The sequence below is a fragment of the Pontibacter harenae genome (genome assembly GCF_020907245.1).
In the GTDB taxonomy this organism is placed as follows: Bacteria; Bacteroidota; Bacteroidia; order Cytophagales; family Hymenobacteraceae; genus Pontibacter; species Pontibacter harenae.
This window is the reverse complement of record NZ_JAJJWH010000005.1, coordinates 142,042-161,826: the sequence shown is the minus strand read 5'-3', so window position 1 is coordinate 161,826 and position 19,785 is coordinate 142,042. Positions and strand designations below refer to the sequence as shown.

16 protein-coding genes are annotated in these 19,785 nt (G+C 42.5%); all 16 read right to left on the bottom strand.

The genetic code is table 11. The features are described 5' to 3' along the window. Window positions 1–9: 9 nt before the first annotated feature. Window positions 10–3,504 (bottom strand): DUF8818 domain-containing protein, encoded by a 3,495-nt coding sequence (locus LN893_RS04650; protein WP_229968634.1) that lies wholly within the window; start codon window positions 3,502–3,504, stop codon window positions 10–12. Then, window positions 3,501–7,136, bottom strand: a complete 3,636-nt coding sequence (locus tag LN893_RS04645; protein WP_229968633.1) for a sensor histidine kinase — start codon at window positions 7,134–7,136, stop codon at window positions 3,501–3,503. The genes LN893_RS04650 and LN893_RS04645 overlap by 4 nt, the downstream gene beginning before the upstream one ends. Before the next feature lie 516 nt (window positions 7,137–7,652). Continuing rightward, on the bottom strand, window positions 7,653–7,901 hold the full coding sequence (locus tag LN893_RS04640) for a hypothetical protein (protein ID WP_229968632.1): 249 nt from the start codon (window positions 7,899–7,901) through the stop codon (window positions 7,653–7,655). A gap of 52 nt (window positions 7,902–7,953) precedes the next feature. Continuing rightward, on the bottom strand, window positions 7,954–8,511 hold the full coding sequence (locus LN893_RS04635; protein WP_229968631.1) for a DUF420 domain-containing protein: 558 nt from the start codon (window positions 8,509–8,511) through the stop codon (window positions 7,954–7,956). Further along, a complete protein-coding gene (locus tag LN893_RS04630) occupies window positions 8,489–9,151 on the bottom strand; it encodes an SCO family protein (RefSeq protein ID WP_229968630.1) in 663 nt (220 codons plus the stop codon). The genes LN893_RS04635 and LN893_RS04630 overlap by 23 nt, the downstream gene beginning before the upstream one ends. Window positions 9,152–9,159: 8 nt before the next feature. Then, window positions 9,160–9,504: a cytochrome C oxidase subunit IV family protein gene (locus LN893_RS04625; RefSeq protein ID WP_229968629.1), complete on the bottom strand. Its 345-nt coding sequence runs from the start codon at window positions 9,502–9,504 to the stop codon at window positions 9,160–9,162. 88 nt (window positions 9,505–9,592) lie between these two features. Beyond that, window positions 9,593–10,339, bottom strand: a complete 747-nt coding sequence (locus tag LN893_RS04620) for a cytochrome c oxidase subunit 3 (RefSeq protein ID WP_229968628.1) — start codon at window positions 10,337–10,339, stop codon at window positions 9,593–9,595. Between the two features lie 25 nt (window positions 10,340–10,364). Then, window positions 10,365–10,949: a cytochrome c oxidase subunit 3 gene (locus LN893_RS04615; RefSeq protein WP_229968627.1), complete on the bottom strand. Its 585-nt coding sequence runs from the start codon at window positions 10,947–10,949 to the stop codon at window positions 10,365–10,367. A 4-nt stretch (window positions 10,950–10,953) separates the two neighbouring features. After that, the gene (gene cyoE / locus LN893_RS04610) at window positions 10,954–11,811 is read right to left on the bottom strand and encodes a heme o synthase (RefSeq protein WP_229968626.1); all 858 of its coding nucleotides are present in this window, start codon (window positions 11,809–11,811) and stop codon (window positions 10,954–10,956) included. Between the two features lie 41 nt (window positions 11,812–11,852). Further along, window positions 11,853–12,929, bottom strand: coding sequence for a COX15/CtaA family protein (locus LN893_RS04605; protein ID WP_229968625.1), 1,077 nt, complete (start codon window positions 12,927–12,929; stop codon window positions 11,853–11,855). A 6-nt stretch (window positions 12,930–12,935) separates the two neighbouring features. After that, window positions 12,936–14,762, bottom strand: a complete 1,827-nt coding sequence (locus tag LN893_RS04600; RefSeq protein ID WP_229968624.1) for a cytochrome c oxidase subunit I — start codon at window positions 14,760–14,762, stop codon at window positions 12,936–12,938. A gap of 27 nt (window positions 14,763–14,789) precedes the next feature. Continuing rightward, complete coding sequence (locus LN893_RS04595) at window positions 14,790–15,842, bottom strand: cytochrome c oxidase subunit II (RefSeq protein WP_229968623.1); 1,053 nt, start codon at window positions 15,840–15,842, stop codon at window positions 14,790–14,792. Window positions 15,843–15,866: 24 nt separating this feature from the next. Further along, the gene (locus tag LN893_RS04590; protein ID WP_229968622.1) at window positions 15,867–17,141 is read right to left on the bottom strand and encodes a quinol:cytochrome C oxidoreductase; all 1,275 of its coding nucleotides are present in this window, start codon (window positions 17,139–17,141) and stop codon (window positions 15,867–15,869) included. Window positions 17,142–17,166: 25 nt separating this feature from the next. Beyond that, window positions 17,167–17,832 carry a c-type cytochrome gene (locus LN893_RS04585; RefSeq protein WP_229968621.1) on the bottom strand — a complete coding sequence of 222 codons (666 nt, stop codon included), beginning with the start codon at window positions 17,830–17,832 and terminating at the stop codon, window positions 17,167–17,169. Continuing rightward, window positions 17,832–18,356 (bottom strand): DUF3341 domain-containing protein, encoded by a 525-nt coding sequence (locus LN893_RS04580; RefSeq protein ID WP_229968620.1) that lies wholly within the window; start codon window positions 18,354–18,356, stop codon window positions 17,832–17,834. The genes LN893_RS04585 and LN893_RS04580 overlap by 1 nt, the downstream gene beginning before the upstream one ends. Next, the gene (nrfD, locus tag LN893_RS04575) at window positions 18,349–19,770 is read right to left on the bottom strand and encodes an NrfD/PsrC family molybdoenzyme membrane anchor subunit (protein ID WP_229968619.1); all 1,422 of its coding nucleotides are present in this window, start codon (window positions 19,768–19,770) and stop codon (window positions 18,349–18,351) included. The genes LN893_RS04580 and nrfD overlap by 8 nt, the downstream gene beginning before the upstream one ends. Window positions 19,771–19,785: the final 15 nt, after the last annotated feature.

Genomic DNA, 19,785 nt, shown 5'->3' with positions numbered 1-19,785 from the left:
GATTAGAGCTTAAAACAACACCGACACCTGTGTACGCCCCGTATGAACAGCACCGACAGCGTTGGCCTTTCGACCATCGTAATTGAGGGAGATGTTAAGGCCGTTGCTCAGGCGCTGCTGCACGTTCAGCGACCAGGTTACGTTGTTGCCAGGGCGAAGAGCGTTCAGAATCTCATAGCCTACATAGGAGTTTTCCTCCCCTTCAAAATAAATATTTACATAGCGGATATTGCCTGCGATGGTGCGTTTGCTTACCTGGCTCAGCTTAGCTTCTATACCTAGTTCCTGGAATGCAGCCTTCTCTTGTGTGTCATCTTCTGCTATTACCAGCACATTTTTTCGAAGCGCATACTGGTAGGTACCCGTAAAGCGCAGCTGTGTGTTCGGCTGGTAAGCCAATTCGGGCGTCAGCTCCTGCGATACAATTTTAAAATTCTTCGACTCCAGGAAATTAGAACGGCTGCCCCTGTTGTTCTGCCCCACCACCAGACGCGAGCTCAACACTTCATTCAGATTCAGCCTACCGATTAAGGTATGGCTGTTAAGCACGCGTGTTTCGGTACCGTTGGCCAACAAAGACTTCTGCTCGTTCTGCTGCAAAGTATATTCCAGGCCATAGTTTGGGTTGCTGCGGTTAAAGTATAAGGTGTTTCGCAAGGTTTTCGTTAGCGACAACAGTTCCTCATCTTCATAATCCTGGCTGAAAGGATTGAAGCGGTTTGCTAAATTCTCATCAGTGGTTTTCTTGTCGATATTAACAAAGGTGAGCATAGAAAATTTTGAAGCCATGCCTTTCCAGTTGTTTTGTGTACGCCATTTGCGGGGAGTGCTGCTGTTGAGGCGATACGTAAAGGTGTTGGTGTAGGCATTTACATACTCATCCGTCGGCAAGAATATTTTAATGTAACGCCGCTGGTCCACCGTCTGTGCCTCCAGGTAATCGTTCAGGTCACTAGGATTGCCGCCCTCGCGCAAATAGTGCGTGCCTTGGCCTGGCAATGTCTCCCTGAAAATAAAGACGCGCTTCAGTTCTCTTCCCGTACCTGCCGCATAGGTTAACTCTGAACGGAAACTGCCATCCAGGAAAGCTGCATTCCAATCTATTCGCGACTGCACCGTTTCCTCGTCTTGGGCGGTAGCCAAGGTTAACTTGCGATAAGTAAGCTGCACGGCCAAGTCATTCTCCAAACCCAGCTGCGCTTGTAATATACCGTTATAGGTTTGTCCCACTTCTTTATTGCCTAAAGTACCCTCGGTAGTTGGGTGAAGGTCGGTGCGGTGGCTATAATCTATTCGGAAGGTGGTACGGGACGAATCACCGCTTTCCACAAATACCTGGTGCTCGTCGAAATACATGGCAGAACCTAGTACAGCTTCTGTTTCTAAAGAGGTTATCTTATTTTTATCGAACCTATATATATAGCCAGGTGCCAGTTTGCCTGCTTTATACTTTACCGCAATATCGCCTCTGTACCAATCCGACTGCCGTTCGTCCTGCTCGCTGTTCAGCATAAAAAAGCTGTTGCGCAATTCTAACTTACCCACCTTCTGTACCACATCCAGGTAATGCTGCACCCCGTTTACCTGGTTATCGCGCAGGCGGCGGCTGATGCGGTAGTTGAACAGGTTAAAAGCATCTTTGGCAGCTCCAACAGAAAAGTTCAGGATGTGGTCATCTGCTTTGGCTGTGGTAGTAGGTAAACTCCAGTCGCGGTCGAACTCTATGGGGCGGTAGCGGTCTATCGGCACAAAATTCTGATCAGTATACTCGTAGTTGAGCATGCTGTTAAGCCTATAGTTGTCCAAAATCGATAACTCCTGATTTTCCACCAGATACCCCACACGCAAACCTTTCCCTTGGTCGTCGGCCGCATCAAGTTTAGAAAAACGATTCAGATCATTTTCAGAGGCAGCAGCTTCTATAAACACTTGTATGCCTTTCTGCACCTCATAGTTGGCACCCATCGTCACCAGCTGTTTATTACGTGGCGTAGGCAGCACGCGCACGGGCAGGTAATTGCCCTGCGGCACCCCGTTTACAGAAGCCACCCAGCGGTACACTCGGCCATTTACGGTGGTGTTCGAAACTACATAATCTCCCTTGTTGGCACCTACTTCTGTAAAACGTACATTATAAAATGCAGCGGAAGGATCATTTGAATATACATAAATGGTGGCACTCTCCTGCCCGTTGTTAAATAAGGTATCAATTTTAGCATACAGCACCTGTGTTGGATCGAACTGCACACTATCGGCACCAGGGGTAACGGCCATGTTTAAGCTATCGCCTATACTTGCCAGCAGGCGCTTTTCCTCGTCACGTAGGTCCAGGTTCAGGAGGTTGTTCGGGTTATCAGATTCGTTGTAGTAGTTAGCGTACACATTTATTTTGCCTAGCTGTTGGTGGTGGCTAGCGCTGTAAATACTGCGGCTATAGTTCTGGTCGGTATACTCAAAATCTACTTTTATACGAGTATTTTTGGTGATAACGTGGCGGGTGGTAAACGTAATCTCCGCCTGGTTATAGTCGATGGTATAGTCATAATCGAAGCCTCTTTCCAGTAGCCTGCCATCCAGGAAAACTCTTTCTGAATTTGCCAGCACGATAATAAACCGTTCGTTATTTGGTCCGCGCAAACGATACGGCCCCAGCACGCCCTCCTGCGCCTTCACCACTTCCGAGGCAAACTTACCTTTTGAAACCGATGCAGCTACACTTGTTACGCCTACTCTTTCGGGGGAACTGCCAAAGGTGGTTTCGAAAGCGGCACCCTGCACGTTTTTATAATACTGCAGAAAGTACGATGGTTTATTCCGCAGCACCACATCACCTGCCGTAAGCTGCCACAGCTTATGCTTAAGCGTGATATATACTTTGTCGAACTCCTGTAGCTGCTGTGTGTTTCCCTCGGGCTGAAAGGGAATGTTCTGATCGGTAATAGCCGCTGTGATGCTGATGTCGTCGGTTAGCTTGCCGTCCAGCTGTAAATTCAGGGCAGAGTTTACAAACACGTTTTGGGTATTGCCGAAAGAGATGCCCCTCGAAATGCTTCCCGTCTTGTTCAGGCCAGGTGTACTAAAAATCTCCTCCTTCGTGCCTACATCCTGCAGATAGCCTTCCCTGTTCGGGTTGCTTACATCAAGTTTGGTAATATCGTGTTTGAAAGCAGGCTTGGTCAGGTTGAGGGGCAGCACACGGTAACACACCAGCACCGAATCGCGCAGCGGCACTTTGGTTCCCAGCGTATCTATCACCACAGAGTCTGGCGCAGGAAATTTTGTCAGCTTGAACTCTAATGTGTTATAGTTATAGTCGAAGGCAAACTCCTGCTGCCTGGGCCCTATAAAGGTAACGGAGGAGGTGGCAATAGTTAAAGAATCGAGTACAATGGGCTCAGAGGAGACATGCAGCCACTTACAGCGCCTGTTATCAAGGGTTGGTTGGGCAAGCAACGGTATACTTACCAGAAAGAAAATAACAACTATAAGCCCCCTGCTTTTCATGGCTCTGCCAGCGGTAAAGAAATGAAAAACGTGGTGCCCTGCCCCTCCTCTGTCTCAAACCAAATGCGCCCTCCAGCGTTTTCTATTCCTTTTTTAGCTACTGCCAGTCCAATACCCGAACCTGTATACTTCGTGCTGAAATTCGGGATAAATACTTTATTGCGTATGTCTTCTGGTATGCCACTGCCGTTGTCACTAATCAAAATGAATACTGTCTGTTCCTGTTTCTCCAGCTTTATCCTGATCTGCGGCTTCTTATCGGCAGGCACAGCCTGTATCGCATTCAAAAGCAGGTTATTGAACGTACGCACCATCAGGCTTTGATCAGCTATGACTGCTACCTCTCTGTCTGGTATTTCGCAGGCAAGTATAACGGTGGCGGGGTCATTGTGCAGGTTAGCCGATTCGCGCAAGGCAGCGGCAACATTCATGCGTTCGTTCTTTGGCTCTGGCATAGAGGTAAAGTTGGAAAACGAAGTGGCAATGTCACTCAATATGTTAATCTGAGTGATGAGCGTATGCGAGATTTTGTGGATCAGCTGTTCTGTATTTGGCTTCTTCTCATCTATAGCCTTCTGCAAATACTGCAACGAAAGCTTCATGGGCGTCAATGGGTTTTTGATTTCATGCGCTACCTGCCGTGCCATCTCCTTCCACGCCGCCTCTTTCTCCTGCATTGCCAGGTCCACCTTGTTTTGCTCCAGCGTTAGCAGCATACGGTTATACTCATTTACCAGCATTCCTATTTCATCGGCTCCTTCGTAGGCCAGCATTTCGTTTTTACCCGTAAGCGAGGTTCGCTTCAGTTTATCGGCTAATAAACGAAGTGGCACCGTAAGTATGCGGGAGGCGAAGAAGGTCAGCACAATGAATACAATGAACATAATGGTAAAAATGTTCATTGTGGTGGTTACTAGTTCTATTAAACGTATATCCAACTGCCTTTCGGAGTCGAAAAACGGAATACCGATGTAGGCTATCAAATCACTTTGCGAGCCATTGCGCCTAACAGGCAGGTATAAAGCGTTAAAGGTGAGGCTTCCAGCTTTCTCGTCCAGCAGCACCCGAAGTGCGTTTCGCTCCGAAATGGCAGCAAAAGCCTCTGGGTTTATCAGTTGAGACAAAAGCCCTGCCTCAAAAATTAGTGGTTGGCTTGTTACCAGCAGTCTCCCGTTTCTGTCGTAAAGGTTTATATCAGACTCGGAGATGGAAGCTACCTCAGATACTTTTGCCTGCAGATCTCTTCTGCTCTGCAGCAGGCCCTGCGTAAGGTGTGTTCTTAAATTTTCCTGTATCGCCTCCCCACGGTGTTCATACTCCAGTGTCAAGTCTTTTTTGTAAGAAGCCGTAACTAGGCTAGCAATGGTTATGCTTACCAACAGCAAAGGAAGCAGTATGCCCAGGTTCAGAAAAATTTGAATTTTGGTGCCGAAGGTTGGCCTAAATTCCCGCAGTCGCTGTCGCTGTAAAAATAAAAACAAGAATCCGCAGAAGATAACCCCTACCACATAGAGCAGGAACAGCAGCGAGAAATTAGACAGTACCTCTCGCCCACCATATTTTTCAGTAGTTATGATCAAGGTCTTTCCTTCCTCCTGCCTATCGCCGAAATGATGATAGGCCCCCTGCGTTGTTCCCCCAGCATAAAGCTCTGATCTTTGCATCAACCCCCTCCTGAAATTGGTGGCATAATCGTATTCGCCTTCGCTATAGCTTAATTCACCGTTGTTATAGATGGCATAGCTAAGGGTGCCCGCTCTAAAAGGCTGATCATACTTCTGATCGACCAGTAACTCAGGAACTACACTGTGAGGCAACAGCTTTTTTAGCGTAAGCTGCAGCACAATAAACCCTTTCTGCCAAGGCCCCATCGGCACCTCAATCAGCTTTAAGTACATGCGCGCATCATACTTGGTAGGGTCTTCTACCAAGTATAAATTTGGGTACTCTGTCAGCGTCTGTGGGTTTACATACTTTAGCAATAATCCTTGTAAGGTGGGAGCTGCAGGATCGGCACTTTCTAATGTATTTCCTCTACCATCAAACAGCAGCACATCTATCTCATACTTATCAAAATAATCGCGGAGATACTGCCTTGCTATTTTCCTCTTGATGAAAGCAGCATCGACATAAGGTCCCATCATTTTCATCTGAATCATCTGATCAGAAGCTATTCCTGCAGATACTTCTTCTAGCAGATATTCCCCCAACACATCGTGTTCTTGCAGTATGTTAAGGGCAAAGTTCTGCTTATAATCCTTTAGCTCATTCTGATATTGTGTATACAGGGCCATGGCACCTGTAAAGGCACTTATAGCCACCACCAAAAAGAAAAAGAGGTACGTACGGTAAGGGAAATTGACGGCATAGCGATGATGAGCCGAAATAGCTACCACCAGCCAAAATAACAGTCCTGCTAAAAAGATGTATGCTAGATGCGAAGCAAAGAATGCTGCCAAACCTAAAATAAGCAATCCTAGAACTGCTAGTACTTTATAAGCCCAAGACTTCGGCTCTTTCTGAAACTGTACCGAAACAATGGTAGCCAGTATATACACAAACACACAAAGCGAAGCAGTATACACAAACATGATTCCGTAGATCAACAGTTTGTATTTCGTAACGCTAAGCGATTGGTTAATATCCAGTACCAGTGGAGAATTGCTGTAAATGCCGTAGTAAAACTTAAAAAGGACTAGCAGTAGCAAAAAGAAAGAAGCAAGGCAGGCAATCTGCAAAACTCTGCTCTGCTTTTTCTCCATTTCCTTAAGTTGACTCAGTACCTTATTTTTCCTGAAAAGGAAATGAGAGGCCCATGCTATTAGGGCCAATAACAGAACATTTAAAGCTAAATCGCCTACAGAAGGAGACCAGGTAGAAGAGGCATATAACTTTGGATCGAACAGATCCATTTCTACAATAGCAAATGGCAGGTTTAGCTTCAGAAGCAAAAAACGCAAGCCTGCTAAAAGCAGAAGCAGCAAAATTATACCCTGGCTATACTTCTTTTCTTGGAATTTCCTGCTGGCGATGCTTACTGAAAATAAAACAAAAAAGATAACGCCAGTCACCAACAGCAAGAGCACGAGCATATCAAGGCCGCTTGCCTGTTTGGTGTTTTTTATATCCAGCGAAAACAGGTAAACACCATCTTTTGTCGCTATGTTAGGAAGCTCTGGACTAGCATCTAATACAATTTCGGCCTCCATATCTCCGAATATATCTTTTTGCAGGCCAGATGAAAGAAAGCTGTTACTGATGCGATAATCTACCTGAAGCGGAATGTAAACATATATGTTGTATTGAAACTGCTGATGCGGCACTACCACAAATTTGCCATAAACATTCGTTACGGCAGTGGGCACAGTTACTTTTGGAGGGAAATCAAGATCGGGAATGATGGTATGGTCTGACCAGAAGACAAGTGCGCCACCACTATAAATGAAGGTTGGGTATTTTGTTGTTTTAACTAAGTTTGAAAAGGAAAGGGCATTTACACTGAGTAATTCTCCTATTCTTCGTGCCTCCTGTTCAGCTTCAGCAACCCTATGATTTGTTTCTTCCGCAACTGAACTTAATGCTACATTAAAGCCTGTTTCTGAACTAATGCCTGTAGGCACATTAAAATACAAAGCTGCTGTTGCTAAAAAACACAGCAGCGACAACAGCAATAATATAAATGATGTTACCTTCCGAGTCAAAATAAGGGTGTTTAGCTACGAATTTAAACAAATCGTAGTACAAGCACTACATAACAGCTTAATTGTATGTGCTATAGGAAGGATCAAATTTAGTGCCCAAAAAGAAATGAAGCATTAAGAGGCAGACAGATTTGACAAGTAAGGGAGTTGGAACCGTTCCCATGGTGGCCACTACTGGTAAAAATACATAGATAGGCGGATTTTTGGCTAAGTGTAGCAAGTAGTAAGGCAGCACGCCTACGAGCATTACAAAATTCCTATCGAGAAGCCGTAACTAATGAACATTGCTCCCAAAAAAACTTTACTTGTAGTTGATATTAGAATTGCACACAGGGCAATTTCTATACATCTCATCATACTTGGTTAGATAATAAGCTGGATGTATAAACAATTCTCCCTGTGTGCATCTTGAATATTTACTTGTAATATAGTTCCTAACCGAGAAGATTAGCCATTCTTGCGCTTATTGCTCTTATACCATAGGAACCCTACAGTACCTACTAAAAGGTAAGGTATTGCCATCAGGTACAATATACCAGTGTTAAGACCTGAACCTACTTCAGATTCTGGCTCTGGGCTTCCTGTGCCTACATTAGACTCGACGGTAGCACGGCACATAGCACACTGGCTATACGCATCTGTTGTAGCTAGAACCATTACAAAAGCCACTACCAACGATAATACTATTCTTTTCATTCTAAGCTTCATAATATTTACTAACAGCGTTTATTACCAACACTAACTTTACTTAAGTATAGTACGGTGAAATCATTAAATAAACTACTACACCCGTAACAGCCACATAGAGCCATATAGGATATGTCCAGCGGGAAACCTTTCTGTGGCGAACCAACTGGTTTGTTATACCAAAATATACCGATAGAAGTACCAGCGGAACTATTACCACCGCCAAAACAATATGCGTAACCAGTATAAAATAATAGATGTACTTCAGTAAGCCCTCGCCTCCATATATAGTGCGTTCGCCCAACATGTGGTACACAACATAAGATACAAGAAATATGGCAGATAAACCGAAGGCAGTCAGCATGGCTGCTCTATGCCTGAGAATATTTCCTTTTTTAACGGCTCGATAACCTACTACTAGTGCAAGAGCTGTTAAGAAGTTGACAAAGGCATAAAATGGAGGTAAAAAAGAAACATCAATTTTTCCTCCACCAATCTTAGGCATAAAGAATAACACGGCTACCACAACAGGAATTACCACTGATAATACAGCAATCAACGCCAGAAACTTCTTGTCTCTCGCGTTAGCAGCCACACTATTCTCCTTTACTGTATTCATCAAGTAAAACGTTAATTTCTGTAATCAATCTATCTACCTCAACAGGGTTTGTACCATCATAGATTCCCCTAACACGGCGATTTCTATCTACAAGCATGAACTTCTCGCTATGCACAAAGTCCTCACCGGAGAGATCCTGTACAGGTAAGAAAAACCCTTTTATAGCTAAACTATAAATCTCTTCTTTTTCGCCTGTCAGAAAATACCACTTGTCAGGTTTAGCTCCGTACATGGCGGCATAGTTCTGCAACACTTCTACAGAATCATGTTCTGGGTTTACAGTAAAAGAGGCAATTTTAACATCAGGATTACTTTCAAACGCCTCCTGTATCCTAGAAAGCTGGGACGACATTTTTTTACAGACATCAGGACACGTTGCAAAAAAGAAATCTGCTACATAAATATCGTCTGAAAAAGTTTGCTGCGTTACAGTATCCCCTTCCTGAGAAATTAGCTTGAAATCAGGCAACTGTCGGAAGATAGTATCGCCTTCGGCATTATATACGACTTCTCCTTCGTCTGTTAACTCAGGGAAGTAAGTTCTAAGGGAGAAGTGATGATCAAATACTCCACTAACAACTATAAAAAGAAGAGGCACTAATAATAGTAAACCTAATATTAGTGCCTTTTTGTTATTCATAATAAGTACTATTTAAAATAGTTTGTAACCGAATCGTAGTAGTAACTTCCTTCTGCAAGTAAGGCTACCATTAGCCACGTTACTAACGCCATCGGAATTAGAACACACCATATCAAAGCTTTAGTTTCATGCTTTAAGTGCATAAACTCAGCCACAATATAGAAGGCTTTGAAGATAGTTAGAATAATGAAGATAGCATTTCGAATAGTGCCAGCATCCATTGTAAATGCTATCAAAAATTCGAATGCCGTTAAAGCTACCAATATACCAAAGGTTTTCCAGATAGCCTTTGTCTGCGGCTTAGGAATATCACCTGTGTGGTTAAAGTCGTGTGAATGATCAGAATGCGCCATAGTATTCTATATCTTTTTATATAAACAGTATCTTTAGTATTTATACTTGTTACAGACTGCTTTTAGTTATTTTTTAGTTTATTCTTAATTAGATCAGGTAGAAGAATGTGAATACGAACACCCACACAAGGTCTACAAAGTGCCAGTACAAACCAACTTTCTCTACCATCTCATAATGGCCACGCTTGTGGTATACACCATTTACTGTATTGATGAAAATCATCAGGAGTAGTATAACACCTGAAAATACGTGCGTACCATGGAAACCAGTGATGAAGAAGAATAGGTCTGCAAACAAAGGAGGTCCATATTGGTTCATGGTTAGGTTGGCACCAAATATTCTGGTTCCGTCAGCCATCAACATACCAGTTTCGTCACCAGTTATAAAGTGAGCCCACTCCCATGCCTGGCAACCCAAGAAGATAGCACCAAACAAGATTGTCCACAATAACCACTTTTGCACATCATTCTTATCCATTCTGTGCCCTGCTTCCACAGCCAAAACCATCGTTACAGAACTTAGGATCAGAATCATGGTCATTAAGGCCACAAACGCCAAAGGCAAATCTACACCATGAAATCCAGGGAAAGCATTGAACACTTTTTCTGGAATAGGCCACCATTCCGTTGAGAAGGTAAAGGCATCAGGCTCACCAGTGTAAGGTAAATGCTTATGACGAGATAAGCCATAAACAATTAGAAAAGCACCAAAAGTAAATGCATCAGACAGCAGGAAAAACCACATCATGAGCTTTCCATAGCTCGCTTTTAATGGTTCGTTACCACCATCCCATGTACCTGTATTAGGCGCTTCCAGCGTAGTTGAAGTAGACATAGTTTATGTATTGAAAATAATGTGTTTAATGATTAATCCTTAAGAATATGTACAAATATAGCCAAAGTCCTCCTAAAAAGTGCCAATATATAGTGCATAACTGTATACGCAGTATATTTTTAGAGTGTACTTTATAATTTAAAGCGGCACTGATCACTGCTGCTATATATATCAATCCTGTTATAAGGTGAAAGCCATGCACACCTGTTAAAACATACAAAAATGAACCAGAAGGATTTGCAGTGGCGCCACCAAAATAAACACTATTCTGAACTAGTTCCGACCATCCAGACCATTGACCGGCTAAAAAGGCAATACCTAAAGCCATGGTCGAAAACAGCATGATCTTTAGCATAGAAATATTATTTTTCTTAGCAGCATTATATGCCAGTTGCATGGTAACACTACTTGCTATAATAATCACAGTGTTCAGAAGCATGATGCCTGGCAACTCAAACTCAAACCAGTTACCCTCTGCCCTTCTTACGATGTAAGCACTTGTAAAAGCGCCAAACATCATAATGATACTTATTATTATTAACCACAGAGCAAACTTTAAAGGATGTACGCCCGAAGTGGATTTTTCTTTATCTACAGAATTAGATGTCATTTTACTAAGTAAGCTTATCTAGCACAAAAGCTATCTGCACGATAGGCAGATACAAAAATGACCCGAACATAATATTCATCGCTGCCTTTTTAGAACAGGTGCGCATGAGGTAGAACGTCTGGGCCAGGAAAAGAACCCCACATATGACAGCTACAAAAGCTGATGTAGTACCAGTCATGCCAAACTGCAATGGTAAAAGGCTTAACGGGATTAGCACTAGCGTATAGATCATTATCTGTATAGCAGTTTTAAGATTTTTGCCACCTGCCATAGGTAACATCTTGAAACCAGCTTTTTTATAATCATCATCCAACACCCATGCAATGGCCCAAAAATGAGGGAACTGCCATATAAACTGAATCCCAAATAAAATCCAGGCTTCGACACTTATAACCCCTGTAGCGGCCACCCAACCTATCATTGGAGGTAAACCTCCAGGTATAGCTCCAATAAAAACACATATCGGACTAATGCGCTTTAACGGAGTATACACAAAACCATACAGAATTAATGAAATAAGAGAAAGAACAGCCGTCAGTACATTAAAGGTAAGAGCTAGAACTGCAAGCCCAGCAACACCCAAAAAGGCTGAATAAATGGCTGCCTCAGCTACAGAAATTTTACCAGTCGGTAAAGGTCTTTTAGCTGTGCGCTTCATCATCTTGTCCAAATCTTTTTCAATGATTTGGTTGATGATGTTAGCTGAACCAGTTACTAAAAGTCCGCCTAGCATCACTAAAGCCACTTCTGCATAAGAAGCTCCTAGCCTACCCAGTATAAAACCAATAGCACTAGAGAAAGCAACAGTAAAGCTTAGCCTAAACTTAAGTAATTGAAAATATGCCTTTACTTTGTTTGACATAAGGCTTAAAGGCAGCAACGTATCTGACTTGTGAACTAACATTAGTTTAAAATCGCTACTGACTTATTTATTGCCTGATAAGAGGCGTATTTATAAAAAATTAACATTAAAAACTGTACACCAAAAAGCAGTGTACCAACAGTTAGGTGCAGCGGTTGTAAAACAGGAGGTATAGCAAAATAAGCCATCACCACACCGAAAACTATTTCCGCTCCTAGCAAAATCAACATCAGAGAAGTTAGCTTCGATAATGTATTGTCTTTCAGCTTAAACAACAGATAAGCTGTGTATACATTTACTAGTAAAACCAGAATTGAGAAAGAACGATGTATATAAAAACTAACACCAAGCTTATCAACCCACATTTCTCTGTTACTGTTATTCATCATAAAAGAAACAAAATCAACCTCTTCTCTTACTTGCGTGCCCAATATAATCTGCACAAAAGTCGCTACTGCAATAACAATCAATAGCACGTTGATTTCTGAACTGTACAGAAAACGCTTCTTGATGTTTTCTGCCTGAGATCTTGTGACAGCATACTGCAGCATGGCTACTATCAATAGTGCCAATGCCATGTGAATAGTAATGGTTATAGGCAAGAGATTAGTAGATACAACTATAGAACCTAGCCACCCTTGAAAACCAACTAATAAAAAGCTTAGAAAGGACAGATAGAATATAGTCTTATCTCTTTTAAGAAATGGAACCGCATAGACTACCGTCAGAAAAATAAAGATACCAATCGCAACTCCTACCAACCTGTTAATATATTCAATCCAGGTTTTTGTGGCGTTAAATTCAGTTTCTATATATTGACTTGGATGCAAAAAAATAGCAGCAGAAACTTCATCAAAACCTAGTCTGTCGAGTTGAGCTGCAACTTTCTTATTCTTCTCTATCCTTTGCTCTTTGTATACCTCCAGATAATTTTCTGGCAATTGGCTAACATCAGTCGGAGGAACCCAACTGCCAAAGCACTTAGGCCAATCTGGACATCCCATGCCCGAGCCTGTACTTCGCACGATTCCTCCGACTAATATTAGAAAGTAAACAGCAAGAACTGTTATTACTCCAATATTCCTAAATCTTTTGTTCTGAAAAGATTTATCTGCCATTAATGATTATTCTTGATCTCTCTCGTTTGGCAAGTTTGAAGACTGCGTCTGCGAGAAAGGTACTGTTTGCGGTATATAATCTTCAACAGATCCAGGCTTGCTATAATCGTATGGCCATCTATATACTGCTGGAATTTCACCTGGCCAGTTACCATGCCCTGGAAGTGGAGGAGTAGTCCACTCTAGTGTGTTAGAATGCCATGGGTTTGCACTTGCTCTACGGCCTCTGAAGATACTGTAGATAAAGTTGAACAGGAATATGAACTGAGCAGAGAAGCCCATGATGGCTGCTATACTGATAAAGCTGTTCATATCAGCAAAAACATTGAACGCTTCGAACGTACTCCAAGAATAATATCTTCTCGGGAAACCAGCTATACCCAAGTAGTGCATCGGCATAAACACGAGGTAAACCGATACGAAAGTCATCCAAAAATGTACAGCTCCTAGTTTTTCGTCCAACATGCGACCGAACATCTTAGGGAACCAGTGGTAAACACCAGTGAACATTCCAAAAAAAGCCGCAGCACCCATCACTAAGTGGAAGTGAGCAATAACGAAGTATGTGTCGTGTAACTGAATATCAAGTGATGAGTTACCAAGAATGATACCCGTTAAACCACCAGAGATGAAGAGTGATACGAAAGCAACAGCGAACAACATAGCTGTTGTGAATCTTATGTTACCTCTCCACAGTGTTGCTAACCAGTTAAACACTTTTACAGCAGAAGGTACAGCAATAATAAGTGTCAGGAACATGAACACAGAACCTAAGAATGGGTTCATACCTGTTACGAACATGTGGTGCGCCCATACAACAAACGAAAGGAGCGAGATACCTAGTAGAGAACCAATCATGGCTCTGTAACCAAAGATAGGTTTACGTGCGTTTGTTGCAATTACTTCTGAAACAATACCGAATGTAGGTAAAATTACAATGTATACTTCAGGGTGACCAAGGAACCAGAACAAGTGCTGGAACAGGATTGGGCTACCGCCAGTGTGAGCTAAAGCCTCTCCACCAATATAGATATCGGATAAGTAGAAGCTAGTACCAAAGCTACGGTCAAAGATCAGCAATAGAGCTGCAGAGAATAATACTGGGAACGAAAGTAAACCAAGTATAGCTGTTAAGAAGAAAGCCCATATTGTAAGCGGAAGCTTTGTCATGGACATACCTTTTGTTCTTAGGTTGATAACAGTAGTGATATAGTTAACACCACCTAGTAACTGTGACACAATGAACAATGCCATACTTACCAACCACATGGTCATACCACCAGCCGAACCTTTGATAGCCTGAGGAAGTGCACTCAATGGCGGATAAATTGTCCATCCACCACCTGCAGGACCTGTTTCAAGGAAGAGCGATATAAACATAACGATACTGGCTAAAAAGAAGAACCAGAACGATAACATGTTCATAAAGCCAGAGGCCATGTCACGTGCACCAATTTGCAACGGAATCAAAAAATTACTGAAAGTACCAGAAAGACCTGCTGTTAATACAAAGAACACCATGATGGTACCGTGCATAGTTACCATCGCCAGGTAGAACTCTGGGTCTATCTTACCGTTAGCAACCCATCCGCCCAAAATAGGCTCCAGAAAAGTAAAAGTCGCATCTGGCCAACCTAACTGAAGGCGGAACAAGATAGATAAAAAGCCACCTATAAATGCCCAGAAGATACCCATAAACAGGAACTGCTTCCCGATTACTTTGTGGTCCTGGCTAAAGATGTACTTTTCGAAAAAATTCTGATCATGATGATGATCATGCTCTTCGTGTGCATGATGTACATCTTTATTGATAGAGATATCTGTACTAGACATTGTCGAAAAATTTAATTGCTACAACTCTTATTTAACTTCCTCTGCACTCTTTTCAGCAACTAGTGAATTACCAGTGCCAGTCGGGAATTTTGCCAGGATGTCTGGGTTTTGTTCTGCAAATGGTACTTGGCTTTGTATCCACGCCTCATACTCTTCAGGCTCGTCTACAACAAGTACATAACGCATGGCAAAGTGACCTCTACCGCATATTTCTGTACAAGCCAATTCATAGTTAAAGTCAGGGTTTCCTGTTTCGCTACGCATTTCTGCAGTAGTTTTTGTAGGAACAAACCAGAACTTAGTAGGCATACCCGGTACAGCATCCATTTTAACACGGAAGTGCGGAAGGAATACACTGTGAATTACGTCTCTTGAGCGTATCTTCAACAAAACTGGTTTTCCTTTAGGTACGTGAATTTGAAGTGGGTTAATGATATCATCTAGAGAGTTTCTGTCGCTGAAATCAACACCAAAATCGTTTGTAGCATCAATCAATGTATGACGAGCAACACCTAATTTACCATCAGCACCTGGGTAACGAACTAACCAGTTAAACTGCTTACCCATAATCTCAACTACTTCAGCATTCTGAGGAGCAGCACTTGTGATTTTAGACCACGTTTTCCATCCTGCAAACACCAACAAAGCCATAACAACAGCAGGAATTAATGTCCATACTATCTCTAACTTGTTGTTGTGCGAGTAGTAATAGGCTCTCTTGTTGTCGTCATGCTTGTATTTATAAGCATAAACAAACAGAAGAATTTGCGTGATCACGAATACAATACCAATCACGATCATGGTAGTCCAGAAAAGGCTGTCCGTCCAATCGCCATGAACAGAAGCTAAGGGTAATATCATGGTATCCCATGCATCGGCAAAAGACCATGCAAATGCAGCACCACCTAATATAAGGAACAGCAGTAAAAGCGTGCCGTTTACTTTGTTACTTGTACTACTCGTACCAATGGCACGCTTAGAAGACCCTCTAAATATAGAGGCTAGTGTCCCTATCCTAAAAAGGAGGAAGAGAATGACTAGTAAAAGAACTATGGATAAACCTATTGCGAACGTAATCATTATATAAGGTTTTTAGTATAACGGCTAAACATGATGATGAACACTCTCCTCTAGGAACGGATGGTTTACTGGTACCAAGGAAGCTTTTGTTAAACCTTTTGTGAACGCTAACAAAAATATTCCTAAGAAAGTAATTGTAGTACCAATTTCAATTAATCCGATTCCAGCATCTCCACGTAATGTGCCTGGCATCATCATCATATAGAAGTCTAACCAGTGGCCTATCAGAATGGCGATAGTGACAATTTTCAGCATGATCATCTGACGCTTAGCATCTCTTGTCATTAGAACAAGGAAAGGGAAAGCAAAGTTTATTATTAGATTAGTAAAAAAGATCCATTTGTAATGGCCACCGTTACCACCAAGTCTTTCATTAAAATAGATTACTTCTTCAGGAATGTTAGCATACCAGTAAAGCATAAACTGAGAGAACCACACGTATGTCCAGAAGATTGAGAAGGCAAAAACAAACTTACCTAAATCGTGTAGGTGGTTTGCGTTAACCATTTTTAGGTAACCATTCTGCTTCAGGATAATAACAGCTAATGTTGTAGCAGCAAGGCCAGATACCCACCAGCTTGCAAACACATACCAGCCAAACATGGTAGAGAACCAGTGTGTATCGATGGATAATACCCAGTCCCAAGCAGAAGTAGAAGATGTTATACCAAAAACTACCAGAAACATGGCAGAAATTCTGATGCTCTGGTGGTAATGAGATGTTCCACCTTGTAAGTCTTCGTTGATAGAATTCTTTCTTAACCAGTTAAAGAAGAAAATCCACAATGCGAAGTAAATTATCATCCTGATCAGGAAGAACCAGAAATTCAAGTAACCTGACTTACCAGCAATGATAGGATCATAATCTGGATGATTCACATCATACAGAGTCTCATGCGTCCAATGGAAAATATCGTGCTGACCAAAAACAAATACTAGTATCATAATGATACCACCTATTGGCAGGTAGTATCCTAATGCTTCAGGAATACGCTTGATCAATACTGACCAACCTGCATAAGCAACATACTGAACGGCAACAAAGAATACCCCTACAAGGGAAATACCAGTAAAGTATACGTTGTTAAACCACAGGTTCACCCAGAGGCGCTTAGACCAGGAAGCAACTTCGTGCCCAGCTGCGGCACCTTCACCATGGCCTCCCTCAGCGTGATGCTCACCTCCACCACCTAAGGCCATAAATAAGATACCTACTATAAGTAAAACTACACCTATAGCTATCATCATGAAAAACTTATTATTCGTTTTCCTGTCAATGATGAGTCTTTCTTCTGTCATTATACTTTTATATTATGCCTTAGACTTAGTTTTGACCAGAGGTTCCAGTTACTGGATTATCAGTGATAGTTTCTCCGCCTGCTTCGCTTTCGATTTCAGAATCAGCTGCTACTTCAGTACCAGTTTCTCCTTTTTGAAGCTGCTGCACATACATCACGATTTTCCACCTTTCAGTAGGATTCACTTGTGAGCCATAAGGCATCATTCGTCCTCTACCTTCTGTAATGACATGGTATATATGTCCTGCAGGTAATTCTGCAACTCTACCAGCTGTAAATGATGGTACACCTTTAAATTTTTGACCAACTAAACCTTGGCCATCACCTTGCTCACCATGGCAAGGAGCACAAAATCTTGAATATAGTACTTTACCTTCAGCTAAGTTTACTCCATCGTAAGGCAATGGATTTGAAATCTCAGCTCCAGCCGATTCCGCAGTGTTTTCTGAAAGATAAAGGTTATAGCCTTGTTTACCGCGAGCCACAGATCCAGGAGCTGGTTGTCTCATGTTCATCCCTCCTGGGTTGAACTGCTGCTCATCAATCTGTGAATAAGGGTCCAATGGAATAGACCTATACATATCAGGGGCATACTCCGTACCTGGGCTTTGCTCATCGCTACAAGCTACTAGTGCTGCAGCAGAGAAGAGTATGGCAGTGGCGTTAAGCCCTATTTTTGAAAATCTTTTCATTATCTTATTACCTCCTTCTCATTTACTTCGATGGCACCATTCGAACGTAGCAGGTTATTCAGAGCATTCATATCTGTTACTCCTTCATTCACCTCGATCGCCATCACGAATTTATCATCAGTGGAGCGTTTATCAAAAACGTTTACTTTCAGAGACGGCTTCAACCTTGTTACGATAAAGAATGTTATCACCATACCAAAGGCCGCACAAAGTACAGTAAGCTCAAAAGTTACTGGAATAAAAGAAGGCAGTGCAATATGAGGCTTACCACCTATAATCATTGGCCAGTCAAATCCTAACATCCAGATCTGCATCCAAAGTGCGAACGATGTTCCGAAAAGGCCACAGAAGAAGGCTACAATCGGAAGTCTTGATCTTTTGATTCCTAATACATCATCGATACCATGTATAGGATATGGCGAGAATACATCGTGTATGTTAGTACCTGCCGCTCTTATATTTTCGATGGCATGTAGCAGCACATCCTCGTCATCGTAGATACCTAGAACAAATTTCTTATTCATTGCTGTGATGTGTATTAGTATTTAAACCTTTGTCAGTACTATGCATCGTGTTCGTATTAGCTACACCAGAAGACGATTTCAGAATAGCTTTTACTTCGGCCATGTTTACTACAGGGAAGAACTTACAGAAAAGCAAGAACAGCGTGAAGAACAAACCGATAGTACCTACATAGATGCCTATATCGATGATAGTTGGAGAGAACATAGCCCATGATGACGGCAAGTAATCTCTGTGTAGAGAGGTTACGATAATCACGAAACGCTCGAACCACATACCGATATTCACGAAGATAGAGATGATGAACGTGGCTGTCAGACTTCTTCTGATACCTCTGAACCAGAATAGCTGAGGAGTAATTACGTTACATGTCATCATAGACCAATATGCCCACCAGTAAGGTCCGAATGCACGGTTGATAAAGGCATATTGCTCATACTCTACCTGTGAGTACCAAGCAATGAAGAATTCTGTTGTATAGGCCACACCCACGATAGAACCTGTCAGGATAATTACCTTGTTCATTGATTCTACGTGCTCCAGCGTGATGTAATCTTCTAGCTTGAAAAGCTTTCTGGTGATAATCATCAGAGTAAGTACCATGGCGAAACCAGAGAAGATCGCACCCGCCACGAAGTATGGAGGGAATATTGTTGTATGCCACCCTGGAATAACAGACGTTGCAAAGTCCATGGATACAATGGTGTGTACCGAAAGTACCAGTGGCGTTGCAAGACCAGCCAAAATCAGGGATACAGTTTCGTATCTTGACCATGCTTTAGCAGAACCAGTCCAGCCGAATGAAAGGAAAGCATAAGCTCTTCTTGCAATTGGGCCAGTAGCACGGTCACGGATGGTAGCAAAGTCAGGAATAAGACCGATATACCAGAATACAAGCGATACTGAGAAGTAAGTTGAGATCGCAAACACGTCCCAAAGAAGCGGTGAGTTGAAGTTAACCCAAAGCGAACCAAACGTGTTTGGCAATGGGAATACCCAATAAGCTAACCACGGACGGCCCATGTGCAGAACTGGGAACATGGCCGCACAAATTACCGCGAAAATTGTCATCGCCTCAGCGGCACGGTTAATAGAGGTTCTCCACTTCTGGCGGAACAACAAGAGGATTGCGGAGATAAGTGTACCGGCGTGACCAATACCTACCCACCACACGAAGTTGGTGATATCCCATGCCCAACCTACAGTTCTATTTAAGCCCCACTCACCTATACCAAACCAGAGGGTTCTATATACCGAGTAAACAAAAATAGCTAGACCTACCAAAGCTACAGCTAGGCCAGCAGCCCAACGTGCGTTTGGCTTCGCCTCCACCTGTCTGCAGACATCTTCAGTGATGTCGTGGTATGTTTTCCCCCCCGTTACAAGAGGCTCTCTTATCGGAGATACATGCTGCATAACGCTATCGAAATT

What these genes read in the sequence shown, in the direction of transcription:
- LN893_RS04630 (WP_229968630.1), bottom strand. Translation starts at nt 9,151, where the DNA reads ATGAATAACAAAAAGGCACTAATATTAGGTTTACTATTATTAGTGCCT.
- LN893_RS04600 (WP_229968624.1), bottom strand. Translation starts at nt 14,762, where the DNA reads ATGTCTAGTACAGATATCTCTATCAATAAAGATGTACATCATGCACAC.
- cyoE (WP_229968626.1), bottom strand. Translation starts at nt 11,811, where the DNA reads ATGTCAAACAAAGTAAAGGCATATTTTCAATTACTTAAGTTTAGGCTA.
- LN893_RS04640 (WP_229968632.1), bottom strand. Translation starts at nt 7,901, where the DNA reads ATGAAAAGAATAGTATTATCGTTGGTAGTGGCTTTTGTAATGGTTCTA.
- LN893_RS04615 (WP_229968627.1), bottom strand. Translation starts at nt 10,949, where the DNA reads ATGACATCTAATTCTGTAGATAAAGAAAAATCCACTTCGGGCGTACAT.
- LN893_RS04625 (WP_229968629.1), bottom strand. Translation starts at nt 9,504, where the DNA reads ATGGCGCATTCTGATCATTCACACGACTTTAACCACACAGGTGATATT.
- LN893_RS04650 (WP_229968634.1), bottom strand. Translation starts at nt 3,504, where the DNA reads ATGAAAAGCAGGGGGCTTATAGTTGTTATTTTCTTTCTGGTAAGTATA.
- nrfD (WP_229968619.1), bottom strand. Translation starts at nt 19,770, where the DNA reads ATGCAGCATGTATCTCCGATAAGAGAGCCTCTTGTAACGGGGGGGAAA.
- LN893_RS04595 (WP_229968623.1), bottom strand. Translation starts at nt 15,842, where the DNA reads ATGATTACGTTCGCAATAGGTTTATCCATAGTTCTTTTACTAGTCATT.
- LN893_RS04590 (WP_229968622.1), bottom strand. Translation starts at nt 17,141, where the DNA reads ATGACAGAAGAAAGACTCATCATTGACAGGAAAACGAATAATAAGTTT.
- LN893_RS04620 (WP_229968628.1), bottom strand. Translation starts at nt 10,339, where the DNA reads ATGTCTACTTCAACTACGCTGGAAGCGCCTAATACAGGTACATGGGAT.
- LN893_RS04580 (WP_229968620.1), bottom strand. Translation starts at nt 18,356, where the DNA reads ATGAATAAGAAATTTGTTCTAGGTATCTACGATGACGAGGATGTGCTG.
- LN893_RS04585 (WP_229968621.1), bottom strand. Translation starts at nt 17,832, where the DNA reads ATGAAAAGATTTTCAAAAATAGGGCTTAACGCCACTGCCATACTCTTC.
- LN893_RS04605 (WP_229968625.1), bottom strand. Translation starts at nt 12,929, where the DNA reads ATGGCAGATAAATCTTTTCAGAACAAAAGATTTAGGAATATTGGAGTA.
- LN893_RS04635 (WP_229968631.1), bottom strand. Translation starts at nt 8,511, where the DNA reads ATGAATACAGTAAAGGAGAATAGTGTGGCTGCTAACGCGAGAGACAAG.